Here is a 23,995-nt window from a genome sequence, read left to right as displayed (position 1 = left end):
TTTTGACCTCTCGAGTGCGCCCAGACGGCACGTGTCTGTGTTGGTTAAGGCTCGCTCGCCGGCTAGCCCGACGAGACTCGCCACACTGCCGGTCGGTGCGGATGCGACTGGTGCGAAAAGGGCGCAGGGGGAATCTCTCTGTCCTCCGGAAGACCTTCAGCGGCGTCCGCGCTTACGGCATTTGGCAATCCTCCCGACGGGTGACTCGTCTTAAGACAGGCAAAAGAAAAAGGCGGCCCGAAAGCCGCCTTTGTCGTTTCTGCCTGACCTTGCCTTACTTCAGGCGGCCGCTGGCGTGCGCGAGCATCGTGTAGACCTTGCCGGTGTCGGACGACAGGTAGGTCTGGGTCATGATGTTGTCGCGGTCGTTGCGGCCGACATCCTGCAGCAGCTTCTCGAAGTCGCGGCAGTAGCGGTCGACGGCGGCACGGAACTCCGAGTCGTTCTGGTACTTGCGGCGGATCTCCTCGAACGTCTGCTGGCCCTTCAGCGTGTAGAGCCGGCGGGTGAAGACGTTGCGCTCGCCGCGGCGATAGCGTTCCCACAGCTCAATCGAGGCGTCGTGGTCGATCGCGCGGGCGATGTCGACCGAGAGCGAGTTCAGCGACTCGACGAGGTGGAGCGGCGAACGGCTGACGTCGCGCGGCTTCGGTGCCGGTGCGGGAGCAGCATCCTCACGCGAGGCGCCGCGCAGCAGGTCTTTCACCCAGCCGCCGGAAGCCTGGCCGCCATTGTCCGCCGGTGCGGCAACGGCCGGAGCCGGACGCACGGGCGCAGCGACAGGAGCGGGAGCCGGTGCCGGCGGAGGCGGCGTCAGCGTCTGCACCGGAGCCTGGGGAAGCGGGGCGCGGGGCGCGGGCTTGCGCGCGGTAGCGTCGAATGCGCGGCCGGACTTGGCGACGATGTCGGCCAGTTCCTTGAGCGCGTTGATCTGCTCGCTGACGGCGCGGCGCATCGCGGAGGTCGACTGCTTGGTCTCCTCGGGCAGTTCCATCACGCCCTTCTTCACCTCGGCGCGGGTCAGGTCGAGCTCCTGGCGGATCGTCTTCGCGGTGCGGCGGATTTCCTCCGTCGCATCGGTAAAGCGCTTGGCTGCACTCTCGACCGTCTCGGCAATAGCCGCGCGGATCTGCTCGGTGGAGGCACGGGTGCGGCCCTCGGCGGCCTGCAACGACCGGTTGATGAGGTCTTCGAACGACCGCATCACGCGCTCGATGTCGGCCGACTTGTTGACGAGGCCGGTCGCAAGCGCTTCAAGCGCCTCCTTGCGGCTGTCGATGGTCGAGACGAACTCGTTCTGTGCGGCACCCAGCAGGTCGGATGCAGAGCGCAGCATGCCGGCGTGGTCGTCGAACCGGTTCGCGATCTGCGCGATGTCCTTGAGAGTTACCGACGACAGCTCGCTCAGGCGGCCGGCATTCGCGTCGATCAGACGAGCCGAGGAAGCGAAGGACTGAGCGGCCTTCTCGGTCGAGGCTGCGAAGCGCTCGGTCGAGCCGACGATCTTTTCGTCGATCTGGTGCAGGTTGGACGCCGCATTGTCGACCAGCTCGTGCAGCTGCTCGTTCGAGGAGCCAAGCCGGTCAATCAGCGACGACACGCGCTCGGCGAGGTTGCTGGTCGCGGCATCGACCGCAGAAAGTGTCTCGGCCGTGCGCGAGGCGAGGGCGTTGACCAGAGCCGCGTTCTGCTGGCGCAGGCGCTCGGAGGCCTTGTCAGTGGCTTCCTCGAGGCTCTTCTGCAGCTCCTCGCCCCTCTGTGCGAACTGCTCGACCAGCGGCTGGGCGCGCTCATCGAGGATGCGCGACAGCTCGTTGGAGCGGGCAGCCAGCAGGGCGTTGAGCTGGCGGGTCTTCATGTCGATCGCGCCGGTAGCCGAGCTCGTCGACTGCTCGATCTTTTCGCCCACGCTCGTGAGTGCCTCGGTGAGGCCCTCCGCGCGCGCGGCGATGTCGGCTTCGACCTTGGCGACGTGCTCCTGCAGGGTCTGGCCGGCCTCGACAGCGCTGACCGCGAGACGCTGCTCGGCAGCAGCGAGGGCGCTCGACAGCGCATTTACGCGGCTGTTGAGAACCTCTGCCGTCTGCTGGGTGCGCGCCAGGATCGCGTTGTCGGCCTTGCTGAAGACCTCGCCGAGCTCGTTCGTGCGGGTCGCCAGGCGCTCATCCACATCGTTGAACGACGAGGTGATGTTCGAGACGCGGGCAACGAGCGACGAAGCGGTCTGCTCGACGCGGTCGCCAAGGTGACGGCCGGCCTCGTCGAAGACGTTCTTGATCTGCTCGGCGCGGGCGGTGAATTCCTCCGCGCTGCTGCGCACGCGCTCGCCGAGATGCTGGTCGGCCTCGTTGAAGGCGTTGCGGATCTCTTCCGCGCGGGCCGTGAAAGCCTGCGCCGTGCGCTGGACGCTCTCGCCGAGGTAACGGTCAGCGTCATCGAACACGGCCTTGATCTCCGCCGCGCGAGCGGCAAGAGCCTGTGCCGTCTGCTCGACGCGGGTGCCGAGCTGGCTGTCGGTGGCGTCGAAGATGGTCTTGATCTGCGTGGCACGCTCCGCGAACGCCTCTGCGCTCTGGATGACGCGTTCGCCGATCTGGCGGTCGGCCTGGTCGAATACCAGCTTGATTTCGCCGGCGCGGGCAGCAAAGGCCCGGGCGATCTCATCGACCTGGCCGCCGATCTCAGCACCGGAGAGGGAGATCCGCTCGGCGAGACGCTTATCAGCATCATCGTAGGCGGCGCGGATTTCGGCGGCGCGGATCGCGAAGATTCCGGCGGCCTGGTCGGCCTGGGTCTTCATCTGCTCGGCAGCTTCGAGGGTCTTCTCGGCCATGCGGCGCTCCGCAGCGGAGAAGACCTGCTCGAACTCGCCGACGCGGGCGCTGAAGGCTTCTGCAGTCTCGGCGGTACGAGCCGCGATGCGTGCATCCGCATCGGCCAGCGCGCGGTTCGCCTGTTCGCCGATCTCGGCGGTGGCTTCGAGCACCTTGTCACGCAGCGAGCCGGCAACGACGACCGCGCTGTTCTCGAGCGCGTTCTTCACATTGTCGACACCGATGCGCAGCGCCGTTTCCATCGTGCGGGTGCGCTCTTCGATGATGCCGGTCTGCTGTGCGAACACGCCTTCGATCTGCTGGATGTCCTCGCCGACCGCGTTGCGGACCTGGCTGACGCCTGAGTGCAGGGCATCGGCGAGCGCTGCGGTGCGCTCCTCGATGACGCCGGCCTGACGGTCGAACAGGCTTTCGATTTTCTCGACGTCCTGGCCCAGCGCATTGCGGACCTCCGCAGCGCCGGAGACGAGCGTGTCAGCGAGCGCACTGGTGCGTGCCTCGATAACGCCGGCCTGACGGTCGAACACATGCTCGATGCGGCCGACGTCGGAGGCAAGCGTCTCGTGCAGCGCGCGGGTGCGCTGCTCGATCACGCCGCTCTGGCGGGCAAAAACGTCTTCGATCTTGGCGAGGTCTTCGCCAAGGGTATTGCGGATGGTGTCGGCGCCGGCATGCAGCGCGCTCTCGATGGTGCGGGTACGCGCCTCGATGACCTGATGCTGGTTGGCAAGCGCCTCCTCGATCTTGGCGAGGTCCTCGTCGATCGTGCTGCGCAGGGAATCCGCGCCGCTAGCGAGTTTGGCCTGAATTGCCAGCGCGCGCTGCTCGATGATCTCGGCATTGCCCTTGAGGACATTGTCGATGCCTGCGACCTCGCTGCCGAGCGCGTCCTTGATCTGCTCGACGCTGCTGGACAGCACGTCCTGCAGTTCCGACGTGCGGTTGCCGAGGACGCTGGTCTGGCGATCGAACGCTTCCTCGACGCGAGCGATGTCGACGGAGAGGGCGGTCGTAAGGTCCTTCTGGCGCTCGACGAGCGTCGCAAGATGCTGCGCGACGGCACCGTCCAGCTCGTCACGAGCCTGACGGACACGCTGCAGGTCGTTCTCGAGCACTGCTGCGATCTGCTCGCGGCCCTCGGCAAAGCGCTCGACGTGACCGGTCACGGCCGCATCGACCTGGGCGCGGGCCTCGGCGAGCTTCTGGAGATCTTCCTCCAGCGCGCGGGTCATGACCTCGCGGCTCTGCGCGAATTTTTCGACGTTCTCACGGACAGCAGCCTCGATGCGCTCGTGGGTAGAGGCGACCTTTTGCAGGTCTTCTTCGAGGATGTTGGCAAGGAGCTGGCGGCCCTGCGCGAGGCGCTCGACATGGCTGGACATAGCGGTGTCGACACTCTTGCGTGCCTCTGCCACCTTGGCGAGGTCGGCTTCGAGCGCCTGTGCGATCAGGTCGCGGCCCTGGCCAAGCTGCTGCGCGAAGTCGGTTGCACGCGCCTCGAGCATGGTCGAGGTCGACATAACCAGCTCTGCCATCTCGGAGCCGATGCGCGCCTTGCTTTCCTCAACGACGCTGGTGATGGCCTGCTTGCCGTCTGTGAAGGTCTGGGCGATCTCGCGTGAACGATCGACCAGTGTTTCATTGATCTGGCGTGCGCGGGCCTCAAGAGCTGCGTTGAGCTTCTGGGCGCCGACGTCGAGGGCTTCGGCACGGGTCTGGAACTCGTGGATGAGGGCCTGGCCGCGCTCGCGCAGCGTCGCCTCGATGCCTTCGAGGCGGGCGGTGAGCTCGGTGTTCAGCGTGGTGGTGACCCCGCCAAGGAGGGACACCATGCCCGAGGTGCGTTCGTCGAGCATCTGCGACAGAGTGCGGGTGGCTTCGTCGGCGCTCTGCGTCAGACGGGCGATGCGCGTGTCGAGCAGGCTCGCAAAGCCTTCGCCGGACGTGGTGATGCGGTCCGCAATGGCGTCCAGACGCTCATCGAGCGAACTGTAGAGGCTCATGCCGCTTTCATTGATGCGGTCAACGAGCTGTGCGCCTGACTCCGTAATCGTCGAAGATAGGCGGCTGGAAACACCATGAATGTTTTGGGCGATGACATCGCTGGCCGAAGCGAGTTCTTCCTTCAACGCTTCATGTGCGCCCGAAATGGAGGCACGGACGCGCTCGGCGTGCATGACAACGGCTTCACGCTCGCTGCCAAGGCCGTCGATCAACGCGCGGATGCGGCTTTCGTTGTCAGAATAAGCGCGCTCGAGCTCGTTGACCTCGGTGTGGACAAGCGTCTCGAGTTCAACTGCGCGGGCGAGGGTCCGTTCGATGCCTTCGCCCATCGCCTGTACCTCGCGGCGCACAGCCTGACCGACCATCATGACGCGGTCTGTAGCAAGCTGTTCCGGCTCGGCGAGGCGGATGGCGACTTCAGTCATCGACTGGGCGGCGGCCCGCATTTCCTGCGCGCGGCGCATCATCACGCCGAAGCCCCAGAACAGGATGACAGGCACGACGATGGCGACGATCAGGCCAACCAGACCAGGCGAGGCGATCAGCTGTGAAACTGAGCGCACTTCCCACAACGGCGGCTGGAAGAGCATGCTGCCCATGATCATGGCGCCGGCGATCCAGGCAAGTGAGAGCAGGGTGACCCCCCAGTAGATGGCGCGCGAGCCGGAGCGGCGAACCATCTGCTGCAGCGCGCGATAATCCTTCTGGCGGTCGTCGTTGGCGGGCGACATCTGTGTCGGCGCCGGCTGGCTCGGAGCCACGTCGACAGGCTTCAGGTCATTCAGATCGCGCTTTTCGCCGGGCTTCGGCTCCGGTTTTTCAGCAACGGGCGCCTTGGCTGCCGGAGCCGCTGCCTTTGCAGCTGGCTTTTCAGCAACCGGCTTTTCCGCCTTTGCCTCGGACACTGTCGCTGCGCGCGAGTCGCGCGCAAGGTCTGCCGCGGCCCTGGCGATCTGCGCCTCGAAATCCGCTATCGAGCTGGCCATATCCAACCCCGGCTCGTCATCGACGAACAGATCGATGTCGAGTGCGTCTTCCAGTTCCTTAGCGACCTCATTGTCGAGGCCGCTGGTGTTAACTGCTTTACGCGCCATGCCGCTGATACCCTGTACTCTAAAGGGCGGGCCGCCTTTCGGCGCCTCGTGCCCGCACGCCTGACCCTTTCCGGGCCAATGCGTATCGTACTGGCACAACCGGACGAAGGGAACTCGGATTTGCGCCCATGTGTAAAACTTTAAACATAAGGTTAACGGGCGGAAACCTTTGAAAAATTTTCTAAGTTCGTTAACGGGTGGGTAGGAGGCCGGTTGGGCCTTCCAATCAAGGTGCATCACTGCACCATCCAACGAGCAGTATCGGCCCTTCGAATGGCAATCGAGTTTACAAACGCGGTAAATCCACAGCTAAAGCCGGAAGCGTCGGAAAACGCCCTTCCGCCCATCGACCTTGAGCATCTCGCGCGGCAGACGATGGGCGATCCCGATCTGCGTCGCGAAGTGCTGGGCATGTTCCTGGACCAACTCACCTCGACACGTGCGGCGCTGGCCGTTGAGCATGGCGAGAGCAGGGGGCGTATAGCCCATACCCTGCGTGGTGCGGCCGCAGGCATCGGCGCCTTTGCGGTTTCCGAATGCGCCGCAAATGTTGAACGCAGCCCTGACGACCCCGCGCTTGTCGAGCGGCTGATCTCCCTGATAGATGAGGTCCGAGCTTTCACGCAGGCCGAGATCGCGGTTTCTGATTGCTGACCGGTCGTTGACTCATTTCATTCGCCGTCTGTATACAACGCGAACTGTGGCGCAACTATCCATTCCCCAAGGCAAATCTGTCGATGACCAAGATCACCTACATCACCCATGACGGCACGCGCTTCGAGGTCGAAGCGGCAAACGGTTCGACCGTGATGGAAAATGCCATCCGCAACTCCGTTCCCGGCATCGAGGCCGAGTGCGGCGGCGCCTGCGCATGCGCGACCTGCCACGTCTATGTGGATGAGGCGTGGGCCGATGTCGTCGGTGCGCCTGAGGCGATGGAAGAGGACATGCTCGACTTTGCCTGGGAAGTTGGCCCGACCTCGCGCTTGTCGTGCCAGATTAAGGTTCGCGACGAGCTCGACGGCCTGGTCGTTCGCATTCCGGAGCGTCAGGGCTAACCCCCGGATCCGCTCTTCATGCGTTCGGCGCGGTACTGGATGAGCCGCGCCAACCGGTCGGAAAAGTTGATGCTTTCGACCCGGTCGAAACGCTCCTGTTCACGATCATGCCGTGCGAGAAGTTCGGCGGTGCGCCGCTGAACCTCTTCCTGCGCGAGTTGGCAACCGCGCAGACCCACGATGCCCTTCAGGGCCTGTTCCAGCTCACGTGCGTGGTTCTTGGCAATGACCACGTGGAACTCCTCGTGCCGCTTGATGTCGGCCGCGAGCGTGTCCCAGATCAGGCGAGTATCCGCATCGGCACGACGGTTGCGGGTCCAGCGCGGCAGCATAATCTCGGCCTTTACCGTCACCGAAGCGTCGCTGACGCCGCAGCGGCCGTTCCTTTCGCCGTAGGTGACGCGGGACTTGAACTCGAGGCTGGTGGCGCCCGGATGCGTCGCTCCGGATTTGTTCAGCTTTGGCCCGCGGCGGGCAAGGTCCCGCTCGATCTCTGCCAGTGTCGCACCGCCGACGGAAAAATAGTGGTAGGCCTTTGATACGGTGGCGGCGTTCGCGGCTGGCGCCCAGGACGTCGCTSSMGCCATGAAAAAGCCAAGGGTAGCCGCCCAACGCATTAAGACAACACCTCAATCCCGGGTACAAAGCGCTTTGGCCAATCTGGGTCAGTTGCACTGCTCTGGCAATCGGATATTTGCCGTAGCACTACCTCTCGGCTCGACCGTCTGGAAATTCGTTGTCACGGACCGGCAGCATGGGTAAGACAAACTGTATACAGCCGGAGCAACGCATGTTTGCACCCTATCAATGGCCCCTGGCGCATGGCCGAAGCCTCGAACTTGGCCCGGTTGCGCGGATCATGGGCGTCCTCAACGTCACGCCGGACAGTTTTTCGGACGGCGGCAGCTATGTCGAGGTGGAGGCGGCGATCGCGCAGGCCGAGGCGATGATCGCCGAGGGCGCCGACATCATCGACATCGGTGGCGAGTCGACGCGTCCGGGGGCGGCACCCGTCGATGCCGCCGAGGAGCAGCGCCGCGTACTGCCACTCATCGAGGCGCTGGCGGGCAGGGACGATGTTCTCATCTCCGTTGACACCTACCGGGAGGATACCGCCCGCAAGGCGATCGAGGCCGGGGCGCATATCGTCAATGACGTCTGGGGGCTGCAACGGGAGCCAGGCATTGCGAGGGTCGCGGCCGATGCCGGTGCCGGTCTCGTCGTGATGCATACGGGGCGCGAGCGCGAGAAGCTGGCTGATGTCATCGATGACCAGATTGCTTTCCTGCGGCGTTCGCTTGAGGTCGCAGCGCAAGCCGGCGTCGATCCGCAACGCATCATCCTCGATCCCGGCTTCGGCTTCGCCAAGGAAACGGCCGAGGAAAATCTCGACCTGATGTCGCGTCTGGGCGAACTTTTTGCGCTCGGACGCCCGCTGCTGATCGGAACATCGCGTAAGCGCTTCATCGGAACCGTGACGGGCAGGGAGCCGGCCGGCCGGGACGCGGGCACCGCTGCAACGAGCGTTATCACCCGCCTGCAAGGTGGTGCCATCTTCCGGGTGCACAACGTCGCCATGAGCAGGGATGCCTTGCTGTTCGCGGACGAGATGATCCGGCGTGGATTGACCGCGCAAATGAAGGCGCAGAAGGAATAGCCAATGTATGTGATACGGATGAAGAACTGCGCCTTTTTTGCCAGGCACGGTGTGCTTGACGAGGAGGAGCGCCTTGGCCAGCGCTTCTATGTCGACGCAGAGCTGCAGGTGAAGCCGGACACCCCGCTTGAATCGGATTCCATAAATTCTACAGTCGATTACGGCTTAGCTTTCATCGAGATCGAGAAGATCGTGACGGGTCGCCGCCGCTTCCTGATCGAGTCTCTGGCGCTCGATATCGCGCAGGCGCTTTGTCGTAAGTTCCCGCAGATCGTGCGTGCTGAAATCACAGTCCGCAAGCCCAACGCGCCGGTGCCGGGCGTACTCGACCACGTGGAGGTCACGGTTGCCTGGCCACAGTAGCACGCTCGCCTATCTTGGCCTTGGCGGCAACATTGGCGATCCCGTTGCATCGATGGCGGCAGCTTTGCAGGCGCTTGACAGGCATCCTGCCGTTCGCGTGGCTGCCGTTTCGTCGCTCTACCGGACGCCGCCGTGGGGCGTGACCGATCAGCCGGATTTCATCAATGCCGTGGCCGCGGTCGAGACGGATCTGTCGGCACGTGAGCTTCTGGAGCTTTGCCTCAGCAGCGAACTGGCTCTCAAGCGTGTGCGCAAGGAACGCTGGGGTCCGCGCTCGATCGACATCGACATCCTGCTGTTCGGAGATGACGAGATCGATGAAGACGGCCTGCACGTGCCGCATCCGCGCATGACGCAACGGGCCTTTGTCCTGGCGCCCCTTGCTGAAATCGGTGGCGAATTGAAGGTGAAAGGCGAGCGGGTGTCCGAACTTCTTGCGAAGACGGATCAGGCGGGCATCGTCAAGCTCGACGGCGGCGGTGCGTGGTGGCGCGCGGCGTGACTTTGCCCGAATTCGCCTGTATGGCTCGCGCATTTCGTTCCGCCCGCCTACATTTGCCTAGATGAGAAACTATCCAAACCACCGATTTGCCGTGGCGCCGATGATCGACTGGACCGATCGGCACTGCCGGTTTTTCCACCGGCAGCTCACGCGCCGGGCGCTGCTTTACACGGAAATGATCGTGACGGATGCGATCATCCATGGCGACTGCGATCGGCTGCTGGGTTTCGACGATGCCGAGCATCCGGTCGCGCTGCAGCTGGGCGGCTCCAATCCGCAGAAGCTGGCTGAGGCCGCGCGGATCGGCGAGGAGTTCGGCTACGACGAGATCAACCTCAACGTAGGCTGCCCTTCTGATCGCGTTCAGTCGGGCACGTTCGGCGCGTGCCTGATGAAAACGCCGCAGCTCGTCGCCGAATGCGTCGCTGCCATGAAGGCTGCGGCCCGTATCCCTGTCACTGTGAAGTGCCGTATCGGCGTGGATGAACAGGACCCGGAACCGGCATTGGATGAGCTTGCGAACGCGGTTCTGGATGCGGGTGCAGATGCTCTTTGGGTGCATGCGCGCAAGGCGTGGCTTCAGGGGCTTTCGCCTAAGGAAAACAGAGAGATACCCCCGCTTGATTATGCGCGAGTTTATCGACTTAAAGCGCGGCTTGAAGATGTTTTCGTAGGGATCAACGGCGGCATTGCGACGCTCGAAGAGGCGCGCGGGCATTTTGCTGCAGGCGTAAATGGCGTGATGTTCGGCCGCGCCGCTTACCAGAACCCGGGCCTGCTCACCGAAGTCGACGGCGCGCTCTACGGCCAGCCTCAGCGCGACCCGAACTGGAACGAAATAATCGACGAAATGATCCGCTACGCTGCCGAGCACACCCAGCGCGGCGGACGGCTGGTTCACATCACGCGGCACATGGTTGGTCTGTTCCATGGCCTGCCAGGCGCGCGCCGCTGGCGGCAGATACTGTCGGCAGACGCAACCCGCGCTGATGCAAAGCCGGAGCTTCTTCGCGAAGCGTTGGCACAGGTCCGCTTTGATGAGGTCGAAGTTCCGGCCGCCTAGTCGCGCAGGATCAGCCTGTCGCCGCGCATGTCGAAACCTGACAGCGAGCCAATGAAGTTCATACCGAGGAGGCTGCGGTCGAGGCGCCCGGCCTCCGCGACAAGGATCGGCACGCGGCGGCGCACGATGTTGCCGACACGGATCTCGTCAGCGACGGCCCTTGCGGCACTCGCTGCGCCGTTGGCGGTCATGACAGGAATGTTGAAGCTGAGCTTTGCAGGCTCGAACCCCGCACGCTCTGCATCCTGAAAGGTGAGGACCGTAGAGGTTGCGCCCGTGTCGACCATCGCCGTCACCGGAGCGCCATCGATCTGCGCCCGCACCTCGAAGTGGCCGTTGCGCAGGCGCTCGAGCATGACCGACACACGGCCGTCTGCGTCCGTCATCGACAAGGGGCTGCCGGGGATCAGGCCAGCTGTGATGCGGCTTGCCGCATCCTGCAGCTCGTAGCGGAACTGGTAGCCGGCGACGAGCGTGACGATGATCAGCAGCCACAGGACCAGAGATCGGGCAAAATAGCCGAGCCCAAGGCCGGAGCGCAGGATGCTGGCGCCAACGACGACTGCCAGCGCTCCGAGGGCCAGCAGGCGGCCGAAGGATTCGTTCTCGATGCCGAGAATCGCCCCGGCATCATGCCGGGCAACCAGCACCACGACCCCGACCGCGATGACAGCAAGGACGATCCAGAGAAGGCGCGGCATTACGACGCTCCGCCGCGCTCGCGTGCCATCCTGGCACGGCGCGTCTCGCGGCGCGGTTTGCGCTCGATCCCGCTCAGCCGCCCGGGCAGTTCGGCGATGACAGAAGCCCGTCGCTCCGGCGTCATGGTGATCCAATCGGCAATTTCGGCCGACGTGCGCCCGCATCCGAAGCAGAAGCCTGTCTTCTGGTCGATCACGCAGACGAGGATGCAGGGTGATTCAATAACCATGAGCGCAGATTGTCGCCTTCCTCTTGCTGTCTTCACATGGGACAACGGCTGGAGCGATGCAAGCCGGATATTGACCAGATGCCGGGCATTTGGTTTGTGGACGGCTCTACAGATTTGCTGCCGGCGCGGTTTGCCGGTGAAAGAGGATACGGGCATGGCAAGCATGGATGAACGCAAGGACGCCTTCGAGAAGAAGTTCGCCCATGACGAGGAACTGAAGTTCAAGGCAGTGGCTCGCCGCAACAAGCTCCTCGGGCTCTGGGCGGCAGAGAAGCTGGGCAAGACCGGCGAGGCGGCCGAGGCGTACGCCAAGGAAGTGATCATGGCCGATTTCCAGGAAATTGGTGACGATGACGTCTTCCGCAAGATCCGCGCGGACTTCGATGCGGCCGGCGTCGAGCAGTCGGATCACCAGATCCGTCGCACGATGGAAGAGCTGATGGCCCAGGCCATCGAGTCCGTCCGGAACGCATAACGTGAAGAACCTCGCGGACCGCCTGAATGCCGACGAGACCGTTTTCACGGCCTGGTCGGGTATTCCCGATGCCTTGACGATCGATGCGCTCGCGGCGACGCCAGTCGACGCCGTGACGCTCGACATGCAGCATGGCGGCCACCACGAGGACAGCGTCCTGCGCGGCATTGCGCCGGTCATCGCGGCTGGAAAACCGGTGGTCGTGCGCGTGCCGGTGGGACGCTTTGAGATGGCGAGCCGCGCGCTCGATTTCGGCGCCGACGCGGTCATCGCACCGATGATCAACTCGATCGACGACGCGCGCGCTTTCGCGGCCGCTATGAAGTACCCGCCGGTGGGCCAGCGCTCCTGGGGCGCGAGCTTTGCTATGGCGCGCCGCGGCCGCAACAATGGCGGCGAGTGGCTGGCTTCCGCCAACAAGGACACGCTCGCCTTCGCCATGGTGGAGACCCGCGAGGCACTCGCGATCCTCGATGACATCCTGGCGGTCCCGGGCATCGACGGCATCTTTGTCGGCCCTTCGGATTTCTCGATCGCCTGGACCAACGGCGGGACGGTCAACCCCGGCCTCGATGACATGATGGACGCGATTGCCGATATCGGCCGCCGTACCCGTGCAGCCGGCAAGCATGCAGCGATCTATATCGTCGATCCGGCGCTGACCGGCCGCTACGTTTCCTTCGGCTACCGCTTCCTCGCGCTCGGCAACGAGCAGCGCTACATGTCGCTCGGGGCCGCTTCCCTGCTGGAAGCAGCCCGCAAGACGATCGCCTGAATAATTTTCGAGCTTAGAGCTTCGACAGGAAGGCCGCGAAGGTCATTGAACCTTCCGGCCATGGGCCATGTCCGGATTCCGCGTTGATGTGGCCGGATTCGCCCGCATCGATGAATTTCGATCCCCACGCACCGGCAATGTCCTCGGCAACCTCGAAGGCACAGAAGGGGTCGTTGCGGCTTGCCACCGTCATCGACGGAAATGGCAGCGGATCGCGCGGGTAGGGGCCGAAGGTCATCAGGTGTTTTGGCCGGATCGCCGGGTTGGAGACGTCAGGCGGAGCGACGAAGAACGCCCCTGCGACCGGCTTCGTTGCCACCCTAGCGGCATGAATGGCCGTCGGAATGCCAAGCGAGTGGGCGACCAGCACCACGGGCCTCACCGCTTCCTCGATCGCTTGGACAACATTAGCCACCCAGTCCTCGCGAACTGGCTTAGACCATTCGGCTTGCTCGACACGACGGGCGGTCGAGAGCTTATTCTCCCAGCGTGTCTGCCAATGGTCCGGACCGGAATTGGTGTAGCCGGGAATGATGAGGATGTCTGCGTCTTTGACCTTCATGGGGCGCGATGTAGCGAGGCGGGGCAGGCGATGCAACCTCTTTGCTCCGGTGAACAAGCTGTCTTTCGGAACGGGCTTGTGCGCGGACACATGCTGACCATTTTTCGCCGACAAAGTTCGCCTGCCCGACGGAGATTCGCATGGAACAGCTCCCCTTCGCCGCAACCACGCCGGTCAGCATTGGCCGCGTCGGCCTCAAGGCACGCAATGCCCAGCGCCTCGCCGACTACTACGTCTCCATTCTCGGCCTGAAGGTCCTGAGTCGCGAGCGCGGGAGGGTGCTGCTTGGCACGGAGGAGCGGCCCCTCCTGGAGATCGAAGGCTCGACCTCACTGAAGCAGGATGATCCGCGATCGGCCGGCCTCTTTCACACGGCATTTCTGCTGCCCCACCGCACCGACCTTGCGCGCTGGATCAACTTCGCGATCGAACAGCGCATCCGTGTCGATGGCGCCGCCGACCATGATGTCAGCGAGGCGATCTACCTGACCGACCCGGAAGGCAACGGCATCGAGATCTACACCGACCGCCCGCGGGAAGCCTGGACCTTCAATGGCCCGAGCGTCCACATGGGTACCGATCCGCTCAACATTCAGGCGCTGCTCGACACACTGTCAACGAACGACTCAGACTGGACCGGCGCTCCCGAAGGCACCGTCGTTGGACACGTCCACCTGCGCGTAGGCGATGTGATGGCTGCCGAAGAATGGTGGCGACAGGCTCAAGGCTTCGACACGATGCTGCACTATGGCGGGCAGGCGGTGTTCATGTCTTCGGGCGGGTATCACCACCACATCGGTGCCAATACATGGCAGAGCCGGGGGGCTGGCCCGCGCGAAAAGGACCGGACCGGCTTGAGCTTCGTGGAGCTCAAGTCAAAAGGGGCCGCTGACGAGCGCGTCGCCAGCGACCCCTGGGGTACCGAAATTCGCATTGTTCCGGCTAAGGCGTGAAGATCACGCCTCTCCGAACACCCGCTTGAAGATCGTGTCGACGTGCTTGGTGTGGTAGCCAAGGTCGAATTTCTCGCGGATCGTCTCTTCCGAGAGCGCGGCCCGCACGTCGGCATCGGCAAGCAGCTCTTCAAGGAAATCCTTGCCCTGCTCCCAGACTTTCATAGCATTGCGCTGCACCAAGCGGTACGCGTCCTCGCGTGAGACACCAGCCTGGGTGAGCGCCAGCAGCACGCGCTGCGAGTGGATCAGACCGCGGAACTTGTTCATGTTGGCGAGCATGTTCTGCGGGTAGACCACCAGCTTCTCGATCACGCCGGTGAGACGCGCAAGCGCGAAGTCCAGCGTGACGGTGGCATCCGGGCCAATCATACGCTCGACCGACGAGTGCGAAATGTCGCGCTCGTGCCAGAGTGCCACGTTCTCCAGCGCCGGTGTAACCATGCCGCGAACGAGACGGGCGAGGCCGGTCAGGTTCTCGGTCAGGACCGGGTTTCGCTTGTGCGGCATTGCCGACGAGCCCTTCTGGCCCGGCGAGAAATACTCTTCCGCTTCGAGCACTTCGGTACGCTGCAGGTGGCGGATTTCCGTGGCGAGGCGCTCGACCGAAGAGGCGATGACGCCAAGCGTCGCGAAGAACATGGCGTGGCGGTCGCGCGGGATGACCTGCGTCGACACCGGCTCCGGCTTCAGGCCGAGCTTGGCCGCGACATGCTCTTCGACGCGCGGGTCGATGTTGGCGAAGGTGCCAACGGCGCCAGAAATCGCGCAGGTAGCGATTTCCTCACGTGCGTGGACAAGGCGTTCGCGGCAGCGCTCGAACTCGGCGTAGGCGAGGGCCAGCTTGACGCCGAAGGTGGTCGGCTCGGCGTGGATGCCGTGGCTGCGGCCGATGGTGACGGTGTCCTTGTGCTCGAAGGCGCGCTTCTTGAGCGCGGCAAGCAGGGCGTCGAGGTCGGCGAGCAGGATATCGGAGGCGCGGGTCAACTGCACCGAAAGGCAGGTGTCGAGAACGTCCGACGAGGTCATGCCCTGATGGATGAAGCGGGAGTCCGGCCCGACGAATTCGGCAAGGTGCGTCAGGAAGGCGATGACGTCGTGCTTCGTCTCGCGTTCGATCTCGTCGATGCGGGCGACGTTGAACTCAGCCTTGCCGCCGCGCTCCCAGATCGTCTTCGCAGCTTCCTTCGGGATCACTCCGAGTTCGGCCAGTGCATCGCAGGCATGCGCCTCGATCTCGAACCAAATCCGGAATTTCGTCTCCTGCGACCAGATGGAAACCATTTCGGGTCGCGAATAGCGCGGGATCATGAGGCTCGTCCTGATTGTTCCGGGAAGAATGCGCGCTCCCTAGCAGACGCGGTCCAAATCCTCAACGCGACTCTGCCGCTTGTGGATTAGAATCGCCCCGGAACCGCGATCCACCGGAAGTCGGGACCTTCGAAACCGAACGAGCGTACTGCGATCAGGACTGCGTAGACGGGCGGACCGGATTCAGGGAAGAAGGTCTGCACTGCGCCAAACTGATAGCCCAGCGGACAGCCGCGGCTAGTCGGAATCGTCGTATCCTGATGCAGGAGCGCGGTTTCCTGGCCGGGCGTCAGGCTGACGCGGGTGAGGCGGTAACCTTTTGCTTCAGCAAGCTCCCGGCAAAGGTCCGGTTGCGGGACGTTGATTTCCTCGATGCGGAATTCCAGCGGAACGCCTATTGGCGGGAAGACAGGACGAGGATTGACGGTGATCCGGTGCGGATCGGCGGAAAGCTCAGTCGGCGGATTGAAGCCGACGAGGGTGCCGCGGTTCGCGGCAAGCTCAGCTTCGGCGATGATGGTCTCACCTTTCTCGTGTGCCTGAGTACGCGCCTGCTCGACGGATGCCCCCTCATCATCAAGCCTCACGCGGATGGGCGAACCCGGCACGAACTTGTCGGTCTCGACGTCGATGTAATAGCGGTTGGCGTAAGGAAATCCGGAGCCGTCCTGTACCCCGAATTCCTCGAAGGCGAAGAGTTTTCCGTCCTCGCTGAAGCCAAGAATGTTGAGCTCCGCGACGTCGCCGGCGATTGCCGGGATCGCGAAAAGGCAGGAGAGGGCGAGGGAGGTCAGGCCGGGATGCAGCTTCATGGTCGGCTCCTTTCCATAGCGTCAGGATGCCGCCAGAGCCTGTGCGGGGCAAGTCCTAGCCGAACTGCGCGTTCCAGCTTGGGAAAACATCGCCCTCAGCCGGAGTGGCGAAATAGACCGCGCGGGCGATCGCACGCGCCATTGTGGAGGCGGCGACGGCGGCAAGGTCCATCGATGCGTGATGATCGGGCACGATCCCGCTCGTGCCGGTTGCCATGCCGAACACAAGATCGCCGTCCCCGGGCGTGTGCGCCGGCCAGATCGCACGGGAAAAGCCATCATGGGCCGCCACCGCCAGCCGTTTTGCCTCGGCCTTCGTCAGCACCGCATCAGTCGCAATCACCGCGATCGTCGTTGCCGCATTGAACGCGTGGTACTTGAAGCGGATTTCAGCAGTGTCGGCCGGCAGCGGCGAGGGCAGGCCAAGACCGCCGAACTCGTCGCCAACTTCAAAGGGTGCCGCCCAGAAATGCCTGCTTCGTCCAATGGTGACCGACCCGAGAGGGTTGGCGGCAACGAGTGCGCCAACCGTTATCCCATTCGGCAGCACCGTCGACGCGGAACCGAGGCCGCCCTTAAGGCCGGCGGTCAACGCGCCGGTGCCTGCACCGACCGTGCCCAGTTCAAACTCAACGCTAGCGGCGTTCGCCGCTTCGTAGCCGAGCTCCCGATAGGGCGGAAACCGGCCCCAGTCCTTGTCACCGCCGTTGGCGAGGTCGAACAGAATCGCCGCAGGCACGACCGGCACGCGATGACCTGACACGTCGAAGCCGATGCCTTGCTCGCGAAGGGCTGCTTGCACGCCAGATGCGGCATCGAGGCCAAATGCCGAGCCACCCGACAGTACCAGCCCATGGAACTCCTGCACGGAATTGTGCGGTTCCATCGCATCCGTTTCGCGGGTTCCGGGGGCGCCGCCAAGCACCTGCACCGCCGCCACGGATGGCTTGTCCGGGATGATCGCGGTTACGCCGCTCTTGAGCCGGTGATCCTGTGCGTTGCCGACGCGGAGGCCGGCCACGTCCGTGATGAGATTGCGCGGTCCGGGACGAAGGGTCACCGCTGGTCCTCGACAATAACGAACTTTTCGCCGTCGAAACGGTGCAGCCGGTAGGGATTGCGGCTGAGGTCTCCCTTCGCGTCGAACTTCACGGGCCCCATCACAGTCTGGAACTCGCTCCTGGACAGAAGCTCCTGGATGGATGCCATGTCGTCGCCAGCTTGCGTCAGCGCCGCGGCGGCGATTTCGACGGCCGCATGGGCGGGAAATGCATAGCCTTCTAACTCGGGGGAACCTTCTGGCATGCCCACCATCAGCACGCCAGCCCGAAGCGGAATGCCTGAAGGAGCACGGAGCATTTCGCCACCGGCGATTGTGAGCTCAGCCTTCGCTTCGGCCGCATCGCGGGCGATGATGCCAATGTCGTCGCGGTCGCCGCCGACGAACACGTTTGTGGCGCCAGCGCGCGTCAGCCTTCCGATCAGCGCGAACTGGTTCTCCGATTGCGGCCGGAAGGTATCGACGAAGGCGGGCTTGAGGCCGGCGACTTCGGCGGCAAGACGCAACGTCTCGGCGAGCTCGCGGCCATAGATCGTGCCGTCGTCGACGATGGCAAAAAGGTCATTGCGCCAGAGTGGGACTAGGATGTCGGCTGCGGCAGAGCGTTCCGCATCGTCGCGCGGTGCGACGCGCCAGAAAAGCCAGCCTTCGCGTTCGCGCAGGTCTGTGAAGCGGTCAGCGCGCACGCCGGTGCTGATGACGGGGATGCTTGCCTCGGTGAGAAGTGGAAGTGCGGCATCCATCGCCTCGGAGCAAAGGCCACCAACGACCAAAGCGACATCCCTGGCAATCAGTTCGCGCGCAGCAGAAGCGCCGCCCTCGGCATCGCAGCGGTCATCGGCAATGGCGAGTTCGACGCCTTTGGCCTGCGCCGCCGCAGCCGCACCCTCTTGCATCTGCTTGCCAAGAATTTCGAAGTTGCCGCTCAGCGGCGCCATGAGGCCGATGGGTGCATCGGCAGCAAGAGCTGCCTGACCTGAGAAAACCAGCGCAGCTGCCGCTGCGATAAGACTGACTGGACGCGACACGTGATGCGGACTCCACCCCTGGAGCGATGTGGTAAAGGCTGGCACTATTCTTCGCAACCGATTAGACGATCCGTGCTTGGTGGCAATCGCACCAGCCACTATATCGTGACGAAAGCTAACAATCCGGATCGCGCTCGTGCTTTTGAAGAATGCTGTTGAACCGCGCCTTTACCGTGAGGCCATGAGCCGCTTTGCTGGGGCCGTACATGTGGTGACGACCGACGGCCCCTTCGGAAGACGCGGCACCACCGCAATTGCCGCCTGCTCAGTGTCCGACGATCCCCCAACTGTCCTCGTCTGCCTCAATCGCACCAAGCCGGACAACGACCTTTTCGCGAACAATGGCGTCTTTGCGCTGAACACCCTTTCCGCAGCCCAGCAGCCTATTGCCGATGCCTTCTCCGGCCTCACCCGTCTGCCACAGGAAGAGCGCTTCAAGCTCGGCGAGTGGGAAACGATCTCGACCGGAGCACCGGTTCTGCTTGGCACAGAAGCGAGCTTTGACTGTCACGTTGTCGAGACCAAGGATTTTGCTACCCATCGCATCCTGTTCGGAAAGGTGACAGGCATCAGAATAGGCGATAGCCTCGAGCCGCTCATCTACCATCATCGGGAATACAAGAAGCTGTAAGGATCAAGGTTTGATGGTCAGCTCCCAGTCGCAGTCGCTTCCGACTTCAATTGACGAAACGATGGCGCTGCTGGCGGGTGCCGACTATGTCGCCGATCGTGCCCTTGCGACCGTGCTGTTTCTCAGCCTGCGCATGCAGCGGCCGCTGTTCCTCGAGGGCGAGGCCGGCGTCGGAAAGACCGAGATCGCGAAGGTCCTCGCTAGCTCCCTCAACCGCCGGCTGATCCGCCTGCAGTGTTACGAAGGCCTCGACGTCTCGACCGCGGTCTACGAGTGGAACTACGCCGCGCAGATGATCGAGATCCGCATGGACGAGGCGACGGGCGAGACTGACCGCGCCGCCATGGAGCGCAACGTCTTCTCGGAAAAATACCTGATCCGGCGGCCGATCCTGGAAGCTCTCAACGGCAAGCCGGGAGAAGCACCGGTTCTTCTCATCGACGAGCTCGACCGAACCGATGAGGCCTTTGAGGCGTTCCTGCTCGAAATACTGTCCGACTGGCAGGTAACGGTCCCGGAACTCGGGACGATAAAGGCGGAAGAGCCGCCGCTGGTCATCATAACCACCAACCGCACGCGCGAAATTCATGACGCGCTCAAGCGCCGTTGCCTCTACCACTGGGTCGATTATCCGGATGCGGAGCGCGAGCTGCAGATCGTCGAGCGCAAGGTCCCGCAGGCCAATGCGCGGCTCTCCGCGGAGGTCGTGCGCTTCATCCAGAAGCTGCGCCAGATCGACCTGTTTAAGGTGCCGGGCGTCGCCGAAACGATTGACTGGGCCGGCGCGCTTACCGAACTCGACAAGGTGGCACTCGATCCGGAGACGGTCTCAGACACGATCGGCGTGCTGCTGAAGTACCAGGACGACATCGCCCGCATCAGCCAGGGCGAGGGGCGCCGGATTCTGGACGAGGTGAAGGCCGAGCTTGCTGCAGCCGAGTGACATGCAGGAAACCCTTCCAGCGAGCGCGGATCCCCACGGCCGTCTCGCGGACAACATCGTCTATTTTGCCCGCGCGCTTCGCAAGGCTAGCATGCGGGTCGGTCCTGCCTCGGTCAAGGATGCGCTCGACGCTGTGCTCGCCGCTGGCATCGGCTCACGCGACGACTTTTACTGGACGCTGCACGCCGTGCTCGTGAAGCGGCGCGAGGACCACGCTACCTTCGACGAGGCCTTCAAGCTCTTCTGGAAGTCGCGCGAACTGATCGAGAAGATGATCGCAATGTTCTCGCCGGTCGCGCCGCCGCGTCAGGAGACGCGCAAGAACCGCGCTGCCGAGACGCGGGTGGGTGACGCCATGTTCGAGAGCCATCGCCAGAAGCAGGCGGCTCAGGAAGTCCCGGAGATCGAGGTCGATGCCCGCTTCACCACCTCGACCAACGAGGTGCTGCGCGAAAAGGATTTTGCGCAGATGAGCGCCGCCGAGCTTGCGGAGGCGCGGCAGGCAATCGCCAGACTGCAGCTTCCCGAGGATTTTGTCAGCACGCGGCGATGGCGGGCTGATCCGCGCGGCAACCGCACCGACCCGCGCGCTACTATGCGCGCGTCGATGCGAACCGGCGGCCAGCTGATCCTCCCGAAGTTCAGATCGGTGCGGAAGGTGCATCCGCCCCTCGTGGTCCTTGCGGACATTTCCGGCTCAATGAGCCAGTACACCCGCACATTCCTGCATTTCCTGCACGCGCTGCAGGCCCAGCGCGGCCACGTCCATACCTTCGTCTTCGGTACGCGGCTCACCAACCTGACGCGCCAGATGCGCCATCGCGATCCGGACGATGCGCTGACCGACTGCGCGGCGGCCGTGAAGGACTGGTCAGGCGGCACCCTGATCGGCGAGACGCTGCGCGAGTTCAACCTGCGCTGGTCGCGGCGCGTCTTGGGGCAGGGGGCAGTCGTGCTGCTCATCACCGACGGACTCGAGCGCGACGACACCGAGCTGCTGTCCGCCGAGATCGAGCGGCTGTCGAAGTCGTGCCGGCGCCTCATTTGGCTCAACCCGCTGCTGCGTTTCGACGGTTTTGAGCCGCGTGCAAAAGGCGTTCGGGCCATGCTGCCGCATGTCGACGAGTTCCGCCCGGTCCACTCGCTGAAGTCGCTCGGCGACCTGGTGGCATCGCTGTCCGCGGCGAAATCGCGTTCGATCCATCCGCGGCGCTGGATGGGGGTTGGCACGGGGGCCTGAGCCGGATCATAGTGTTCTGGGAGGAACATCATGCATACCGCGAAAGATGAGACACGGGACCCGTTGGACGCTGCCGAGGAGTGGCTGGACGAAGGCCGTTCTGTCGCACTCGCCACTGTGATCGAGACCTGGGGCTCTGCACCACGGCCCGTTGGCAGCCAGCTCGTCATCGACGCCGAAGGCAATTTCCTGGGCTCCGTCTCAGGCGGCTGTGTCGAAGGCGCGGTGGTCACCGAGGCCCTCGACGTCATCGACAGTGGCCAGCCACGCATGCTCGAATTCGGCGTTGCCGACGAAACCGCCTGGCGGGTGGGCCTGTCCTGCGGCGGTCGTATCCGAGTTTTTGTCGAGCGGTTGAACTGACGTGGACGCATCCATTCTCAAGGCAATCAATGCGGAGCGCCGTGCACGGCGAGCCGTCATCGTGCTCACCAGTCTTTCTGACGGCAGCAGTCAGCTCTTCCGCGAGGGCGAGCCAATCGCCAGCGAGTTTCGAGATGCCGTAGAAGCGGCTTTCCGGACCGGGAAATCCGGCACCATCGACGTCAACGGACAATCGTGGTTCCTCAACGCGCATCTGCCACCGCCGCGCATCGTCGTGATTGGCGCGGTCCACATCAGTCAGGCGCTTGCACCGATGGCTAAGATCGCCGGTTTCCACGTCGAGATCGTTGACCCGCGCACGGCGTTTGCGACCGAAGAGCGCTTCCCGAATGTCCCGCTTTATCCGGAGTGGCCCGAGGACTTCCTGAAACGCCGGCCGCTCGACACCTTTGCCGCCGTGGCGGCGGTTACGCACGATCCGAAGGTCGATGACCTGCCGCTGCAGGCCGCGCTCGAAACCGGCTGCTTCTACGTAGGCGCGCTCGGCAGCCGCAAGACGCACGCCAAGAGGGTGGAACGCTTGCGTGAGGCTGGCCTCAACGACGAGCAGATTAGCCGCATCCATGCGCCGATCGGTCTGGACATTGCGGCAGCGTCGCCAGCGGAGATCGCTGTCGCCATCTTAGGCGACATCATCAAGGCGCTGCGCACGCGTGGCCTCGCTCCCGTGCAGATGGAGCTCGCCGAATGAAGTTCGGAGCCGTCCCCGTCAGCGAGGCTGAAGGCGCGATCCTCGCGCACTCGATCACAGTCGGGGCGCAGACCTGGCGCAAGGGCCGCATCCTCTCGGACGATGATGTTCGGCAGCTGCAGTCCGCAGGCATGACCGAAGTCGTCGTGGCCTCCAAGGCGCCAGACGACCTCGACGAGAACAAGGCCGCCGAGCTGATTGCGACTGCACTTGTCAGCCAGGGCATCGAGGCGCGCCCGGCCTCGACAGGACGCGTGAATCTGCATGCCGTGGTCAGCGGCGTGTTTACGGTGAATCGCGGCGTCGTCGACGCACTGAACCGGATCGATCCGGCGATCACGCTGGCAACCCTTCCGAACTTTGCGACGGTCGAAGCGGGGCAGATGGTCGCCACGGTCAAGATCATCCCCTTCGCCGTTGCCGAGCCTCTCGTCCGCGCTGCCGTAAATCTGGCAGGTAGTGACGCCCCGATAAAGCTGAACCCGTTCCAGCCCAGGCGCGTCGGGCTGGTGCAGACGGTGCTGCCGTCGATCAAGAAGAGCGTCCTCGATAAAACTGCCGAGCGCACGGCCGACCGCCTGGCGCGCTCGGGCAGCATCCTCGCGGAGGAAATCCGGGTCTCCCACGAGACAGCTACTGTGGCGGAGGCGGCGAAGGCGCTGGCCGCCCGCCATGACATGGTGCTGATCTTTGGCGCCTCCGCGGTGGCGGATGCCGACGACGTCATTCCTGCGGCGATCCGCCTGGAAGGGCGCGTCGAGCGCGTGGGAATGCCGGTCGATCCCGGCAATCTGCTCGTCCTTGGCGAAATCGCGGGCAGGCCAGTGATTGGCGCGCCGGGATGCGCCCGCAGCCCGAAACTGAACGGTTTCGACTGGGTGCTTGACCGCCTGATGGCGGGACTCCCGGTTGGGGACCGCGAGATTTCCGGCATGGGGGTAGGGGGCCTCCTGATGGAGATCGAATCGCGACCGCAGCCGCGCGAGCCGAAGCCTGCGCGCAGCCTGTCTGTTGCAGCCGTAATCCTCGCAGCCGGCAAGGGCGAGCGCATGGGCGGTCCCAACAAGCTGCTTGCGCTGTTCCACGGCGTTCCCCTCGTCCGCCATATCGCGGACTGCGTTGCGGCGGCGAAGGTTCGCACCTCAGTGCTGGTTGCGGGGCATCAGGCGGACCGCGTAACAGCTGCGCTCGGAGACGTACCGGTCCGCGTCGTCGTCAACGAGCACTACGCCTGCGGCCTTGCCTCGTCGCTCAAGGCGGGCATCGCCGCCCTGCCGCCTGACATTGCCGGCGCGATGATCGTCCTTGCCGACATGCCGCGCGTTTCGACAACAGACCTCGACCGGCTCGTCGATACGTTCGTGAACGCGGGCGGACGGTCGATCGTCCGGGCAACGCACGCCGGCAAGCGCGGCAATCCGGTCATCCTGCCGCGAGCGCTGTTCCCGGCTGTGGCGAAGCTCGAAGGTGACACCGGCGCCCGTCACCTCGTCGAAGGCAGCGACTTGCCGGTGATCGAGGTCGAGATAGGCGAGGCCGCGAGCCTCGATGTCGATACGCCGGAAGCGATGGCGCTCGCCGGGGGCGTACTCGAAGGATGAGAGCGGCGGCGAGCACAATCCTC

Annotated in this window: 24 protein-coding genes; 15 read left to right on the top strand and 9 right to left on the bottom strand. The window is 64.1% G+C overall.

Features of this window, described 5'->3' with window-relative positions:
* Positions 1–274 precede the first annotated feature (274 nt).
* Positions 275–5,932, bottom strand: coding sequence for a kinesin (locus L610_RS10810; RefSeq protein WP_144704994.1), 5,658 nt, complete (start codon positions 5,930–5,932; stop codon positions 275–277).
* Between the two features lie 273 nt (positions 5,933–6,205).
* Between L610_RS10810 and L610_RS10805 the strand changes: the two genes are divergently transcribed.
* Positions 6,206–6,586 carry an Hpt domain-containing protein gene (locus L610_RS10805; protein WP_144704991.1) on the top strand — a complete coding sequence of 127 codons (381 nt, stop codon included), beginning with the start codon at positions 6,206–6,208 and terminating at the stop codon, positions 6,584–6,586.
* A gap of 83 nt (positions 6,587–6,669) precedes the next feature.
* Positions 6,670–6,990: a 2Fe-2S iron-sulfur cluster-binding protein gene (locus L610_RS10800; RefSeq protein ID WP_024846832.1), complete on the top strand. Its 321-nt coding sequence runs from the start codon at positions 6,670–6,672 to the stop codon at positions 6,988–6,990.
* Here the strand turns inward: L610_RS10800 and L610_RS10795 are convergent.
* On the bottom strand, positions 6,987–7,577 hold the full coding sequence (locus tag L610_RS10795; RefSeq protein ID WP_144704988.1) for a DUF922 domain-containing Zn-dependent protease: 591 nt from the start codon (positions 7,575–7,577) through the stop codon (positions 6,987–6,989). The genes L610_RS10800 and L610_RS10795 overlap by 4 nt on opposite strands.
* A gap of 203 nt (positions 7,578–7,780) precedes the next feature.
* On the opposite strand from L610_RS10795, the gene folP reads away from it, so the two are divergent.
* The 4 genes from folP to dusA all read left to right on the top strand — a co-directional run bounded on the left by folP (position 7,781) and on the right by dusA (position 10,575).
* Positions 7,781–8,647: a dihydropteroate synthase gene (gene folP / locus L610_RS10790; protein WP_144704985.1), complete on the top strand. Its 867-nt coding sequence runs from the start codon at positions 7,781–7,783 to the stop codon at positions 8,645–8,647.
* A gap of 3 nt (positions 8,648–8,650) precedes the next feature.
* Positions 8,651–9,010, top strand: a complete 360-nt coding sequence (folB, locus tag L610_RS10785; RefSeq protein ID WP_144704982.1) for a dihydroneopterin aldolase — start codon at positions 8,651–8,653, stop codon at positions 9,008–9,010.
* The gene (gene folK / locus L610_RS10780) at positions 8,994–9,512 is read left to right on the top strand and encodes a 2-amino-4-hydroxy-6-hydroxymethyldihydropteridine diphosphokinase (protein ID WP_144704979.1); all 519 of its coding nucleotides are present in this window, start codon (positions 8,994–8,996) and stop codon (positions 9,510–9,512) included. Before folB ends, folK begins: the two co-directional genes overlap by 17 nt.
* A gap of 61 nt (positions 9,513–9,573) precedes the next feature.
* Positions 9,574–10,575 (top strand): tRNA dihydrouridine(20/20a) synthase DusA, encoded by a 1,002-nt coding sequence (gene dusA, locus L610_RS10775; protein WP_144704977.1) that lies wholly within the window; start codon positions 9,574–9,576, stop codon positions 10,573–10,575.
* Here the strand turns inward: dusA and L610_RS10770 are convergent.
* Both L610_RS10770 and L610_RS10765 read right to left on the bottom strand, forming a co-directional pair.
* The gene (locus L610_RS10770; protein ID WP_144704974.1) at positions 10,572–11,276 is read right to left on the bottom strand and encodes a TIGR02281 family clan AA aspartic protease; all 705 of its coding nucleotides are present in this window, start codon (positions 11,274–11,276) and stop codon (positions 10,572–10,574) included. The genes dusA and L610_RS10770 overlap by 4 nt on opposite strands.
* Complete coding sequence (locus L610_RS10765; protein WP_144705108.1) at positions 11,276–11,506, bottom strand: DUF1289 domain-containing protein; 231 nt, start codon at positions 11,504–11,506, stop codon at positions 11,276–11,278. The genes L610_RS10770 and L610_RS10765 overlap by 1 nt, the downstream gene beginning before the upstream one ends.
* A gap of 154 nt (positions 11,507–11,660) precedes the next feature.
* Between L610_RS10765 and L610_RS10760 the strand changes: the two genes are divergently transcribed.
* Complete coding sequence (locus tag L610_RS10760; RefSeq protein ID WP_024846840.1) at positions 11,661–11,981, top strand: DUF1476 domain-containing protein; 321 nt, start codon at positions 11,661–11,663, stop codon at positions 11,979–11,981.
* A 1-nt stretch (position 11,982) separates the two neighbouring features.
* Positions 11,983–12,756, top strand: a complete 774-nt coding sequence (locus L610_RS10755) for an HpcH/HpaI aldolase/citrate lyase family protein (protein ID WP_144704971.1) — start codon at positions 11,983–11,985, stop codon at positions 12,754–12,756.
* Between the two features lie 13 nt (positions 12,757–12,769).
* On the opposite strand, the gene L610_RS10750 is transcribed toward L610_RS10755, so the two are convergent.
* A complete protein-coding gene (locus tag L610_RS10750; protein WP_024846842.1) occupies positions 12,770–13,318 on the bottom strand; it encodes an alpha/beta hydrolase in 549 nt (182 codons plus the stop codon).
* A 140-nt stretch (positions 13,319–13,458) separates the two neighbouring features.
* Between L610_RS10750 and L610_RS10745 the strand changes: the two genes are divergently transcribed.
* On the top strand, positions 13,459–14,271 hold the full coding sequence (locus L610_RS10745; protein ID WP_144704968.1) for a VOC family protein: 813 nt from the start codon (positions 13,459–13,461) through the stop codon (positions 14,269–14,271).
* Positions 14,272–14,274: 3 nt separating this feature from the next.
* On the opposite strand, the gene purB is transcribed toward L610_RS10745, so the two are convergent.
* The 4 genes from purB to L610_RS10725 form a co-directional block, all read right to left on the bottom strand.
* Positions 14,275–15,582 (bottom strand): adenylosuccinate lyase, encoded by a 1,308-nt coding sequence (gene purB, locus L610_RS10740; RefSeq protein WP_144704965.1) that lies wholly within the window; start codon positions 15,580–15,582, stop codon positions 14,275–14,277.
* Positions 15,583–15,668: 86 nt separating this feature from the next.
* Positions 15,669–16,394 (bottom strand): DUF2259 domain-containing protein, encoded by a 726-nt coding sequence (locus L610_RS10735; protein WP_144704962.1) that lies wholly within the window; start codon positions 16,392–16,394, stop codon positions 15,669–15,671.
* 55 nt (positions 16,395–16,449) lie between these two features.
* Entirely contained in the window at positions 16,450–17,454 is a 1,005-nt protein-coding gene (locus L610_RS10730) for a P1 family peptidase (RefSeq protein ID WP_144704959.1), read from the bottom strand.
* Positions 17,451–18,482, bottom strand: a complete 1,032-nt coding sequence (locus tag L610_RS10725; protein WP_024846847.1) for a branched-chain amino acid ABC transporter substrate-binding protein — start codon at positions 18,480–18,482, stop codon at positions 17,451–17,453. Before L610_RS10725 ends, L610_RS10730 begins: the two co-directional genes overlap by 4 nt.
* 136 nt (positions 18,483–18,618) lie before the next feature.
* On the opposite strand from L610_RS10725, the gene L610_RS10720 reads away from it, so the two are divergent.
* Genes L610_RS10720 through L610_RS10695 form a run of 6 tightly spaced genes read left to right on the top strand, consistent with a single transcriptional unit; the run spans position 18,619 to position 23,972 of the window.
* Complete coding sequence (locus L610_RS10720; protein WP_024846848.1) at positions 18,619–19,113, top strand: flavin reductase; 495 nt, start codon at positions 18,619–18,621, stop codon at positions 19,111–19,113.
* Between the two features lie 13 nt (positions 19,114–19,126).
* A complete protein-coding gene (locus L610_RS10715; RefSeq protein WP_144704956.1) occupies positions 19,127–20,056 on the top strand; it encodes a MoxR family ATPase in 930 nt (309 codons plus the stop codon).
* Between the two features lies 1 nt (position 20,057).
* Entirely contained in the window at positions 20,058–21,296 is a 1,239-nt protein-coding gene (locus tag L610_RS10710; protein ID WP_144704953.1) for a VWA domain-containing protein, read from the top strand.
* Positions 21,297–21,326: 30 nt separating this feature from the next.
* Positions 21,327–21,659 carry an XdhC family protein gene (locus tag L610_RS10705; protein ID WP_144704950.1) on the top strand — a complete coding sequence of 111 codons (333 nt, stop codon included), beginning with the start codon at positions 21,327–21,329 and terminating at the stop codon, positions 21,657–21,659.
* A 1-nt stretch (position 21,660) separates the two neighbouring features.
* The gene (locus L610_RS10700) at positions 21,661–22,371 is read left to right on the top strand and encodes an XdhC family protein (protein WP_144704947.1); all 711 of its coding nucleotides are present in this window, start codon (positions 21,661–21,663) and stop codon (positions 22,369–22,371) included.
* Complete coding sequence (locus L610_RS10695; RefSeq protein ID WP_144704944.1) at positions 22,368–23,972, top strand: NTP transferase domain-containing protein; 1,605 nt, start codon at positions 22,368–22,370, stop codon at positions 23,970–23,972. Before L610_RS10700 ends, L610_RS10695 begins: the two co-directional genes overlap by 4 nt.
* The last annotated feature ends 23 nt before the right edge of the window (positions 23,973–23,995 follow it).

Origin of the sequence: Aminobacter sp. J44 (genome assembly GCF_007829415.1) — a bacterium.
GTDB lineage: Bacteria > Pseudomonadota > Alphaproteobacteria > Rhizobiales > Rhizobiaceae > Aerobium.
The sequence above is the reverse complement of the archived record's forward strand: the minus strand, read 5'-3'. Positions and strand labels throughout refer to the sequence as shown.

Bases quoted from the DNA above. Each gene is read 5' to 3' on its own strand.
- folB (WP_144704982.1), top strand. From the start codon at position 8,651: ATGTATGTGATACGGATGAAGAACTGCGCCTTTTTTGCCAGGCACGGT.
- L610_RS10705 (WP_144704950.1), top strand. From the start codon at position 21,327: ATGCATACCGCGAAAGATGAGACACGGGACCCGTTGGACGCTGCCGAG.
- L610_RS10735 (WP_144704962.1), bottom strand. From the start codon at position 16,394: ATGAAGCTGCATCCCGGCCTGACCTCCCTCGCCCTCTCCTGCCTTTTC.
- L610_RS10810 (WP_144704994.1), bottom strand. From the start codon at position 5,932: ATGGCGCGTAAAGCAGTTAACACCAGCGGCCTCGACAATGAGGTCGCT.
- L610_RS10765 (WP_144705108.1), bottom strand. From the start codon at position 11,506: ATGGTTATTGAATCACCCTGCATCCTCGTCTGCGTGATCGACCAGAAG.
- purB (WP_144704965.1), bottom strand. From the start codon at position 15,582: ATGATCCCGCGCTATTCGCGACCCGAAATGGTTTCCATCTGGTCGCAG.
- dusA (WP_144704977.1), top strand. From the start codon at position 9,574: ATGAGAAACTATCCAAACCACCGATTTGCCGTGGCGCCGATGATCGAC.
- folP (WP_144704985.1), top strand. From the start codon at position 7,781: ATGTTTGCACCCTATCAATGGCCCCTGGCGCATGGCCGAAGCCTCGAA.
- L610_RS10715 (WP_144704956.1), top strand. From the start codon at position 19,127: ATGGTCAGCTCCCAGTCGCAGTCGCTTCCGACTTCAATTGACGAAACG.
- L610_RS10710 (WP_144704953.1), top strand. From the start codon at position 20,058: ATGCAGGAAACCCTTCCAGCGAGCGCGGATCCCCACGGCCGTCTCGCG.
- L610_RS10760 (WP_024846840.1), top strand. From the start codon at position 11,661: ATGGCAAGCATGGATGAACGCAAGGACGCCTTCGAGAAGAAGTTCGCC.
- L610_RS10805 (WP_144704991.1), top strand. From the start codon at position 6,206: ATGGCAATCGAGTTTACAAACGCGGTAAATCCACAGCTAAAGCCGGAA.
- L610_RS10770 (WP_144704974.1), bottom strand. From the start codon at position 11,276: ATGCCGCGCCTTCTCTGGATCGTCCTTGCTGTCATCGCGGTCGGGGTC.
- L610_RS10750 (WP_024846842.1), bottom strand. From the start codon at position 13,318: ATGAAGGTCAAAGACGCAGACATCCTCATCATTCCCGGCTACACCAAT.
- L610_RS10745 (WP_144704968.1), top strand. From the start codon at position 13,459: ATGGAACAGCTCCCCTTCGCCGCAACCACGCCGGTCAGCATTGGCCGC.
- L610_RS10695 (WP_144704944.1), top strand. From the start codon at position 22,368: ATGAAGTTCGGAGCCGTCCCCGTCAGCGAGGCTGAAGGCGCGATCCTC.
- L610_RS10800 (WP_024846832.1), top strand. From the start codon at position 6,670: ATGACCAAGATCACCTACATCACCCATGACGGCACGCGCTTCGAGGTC.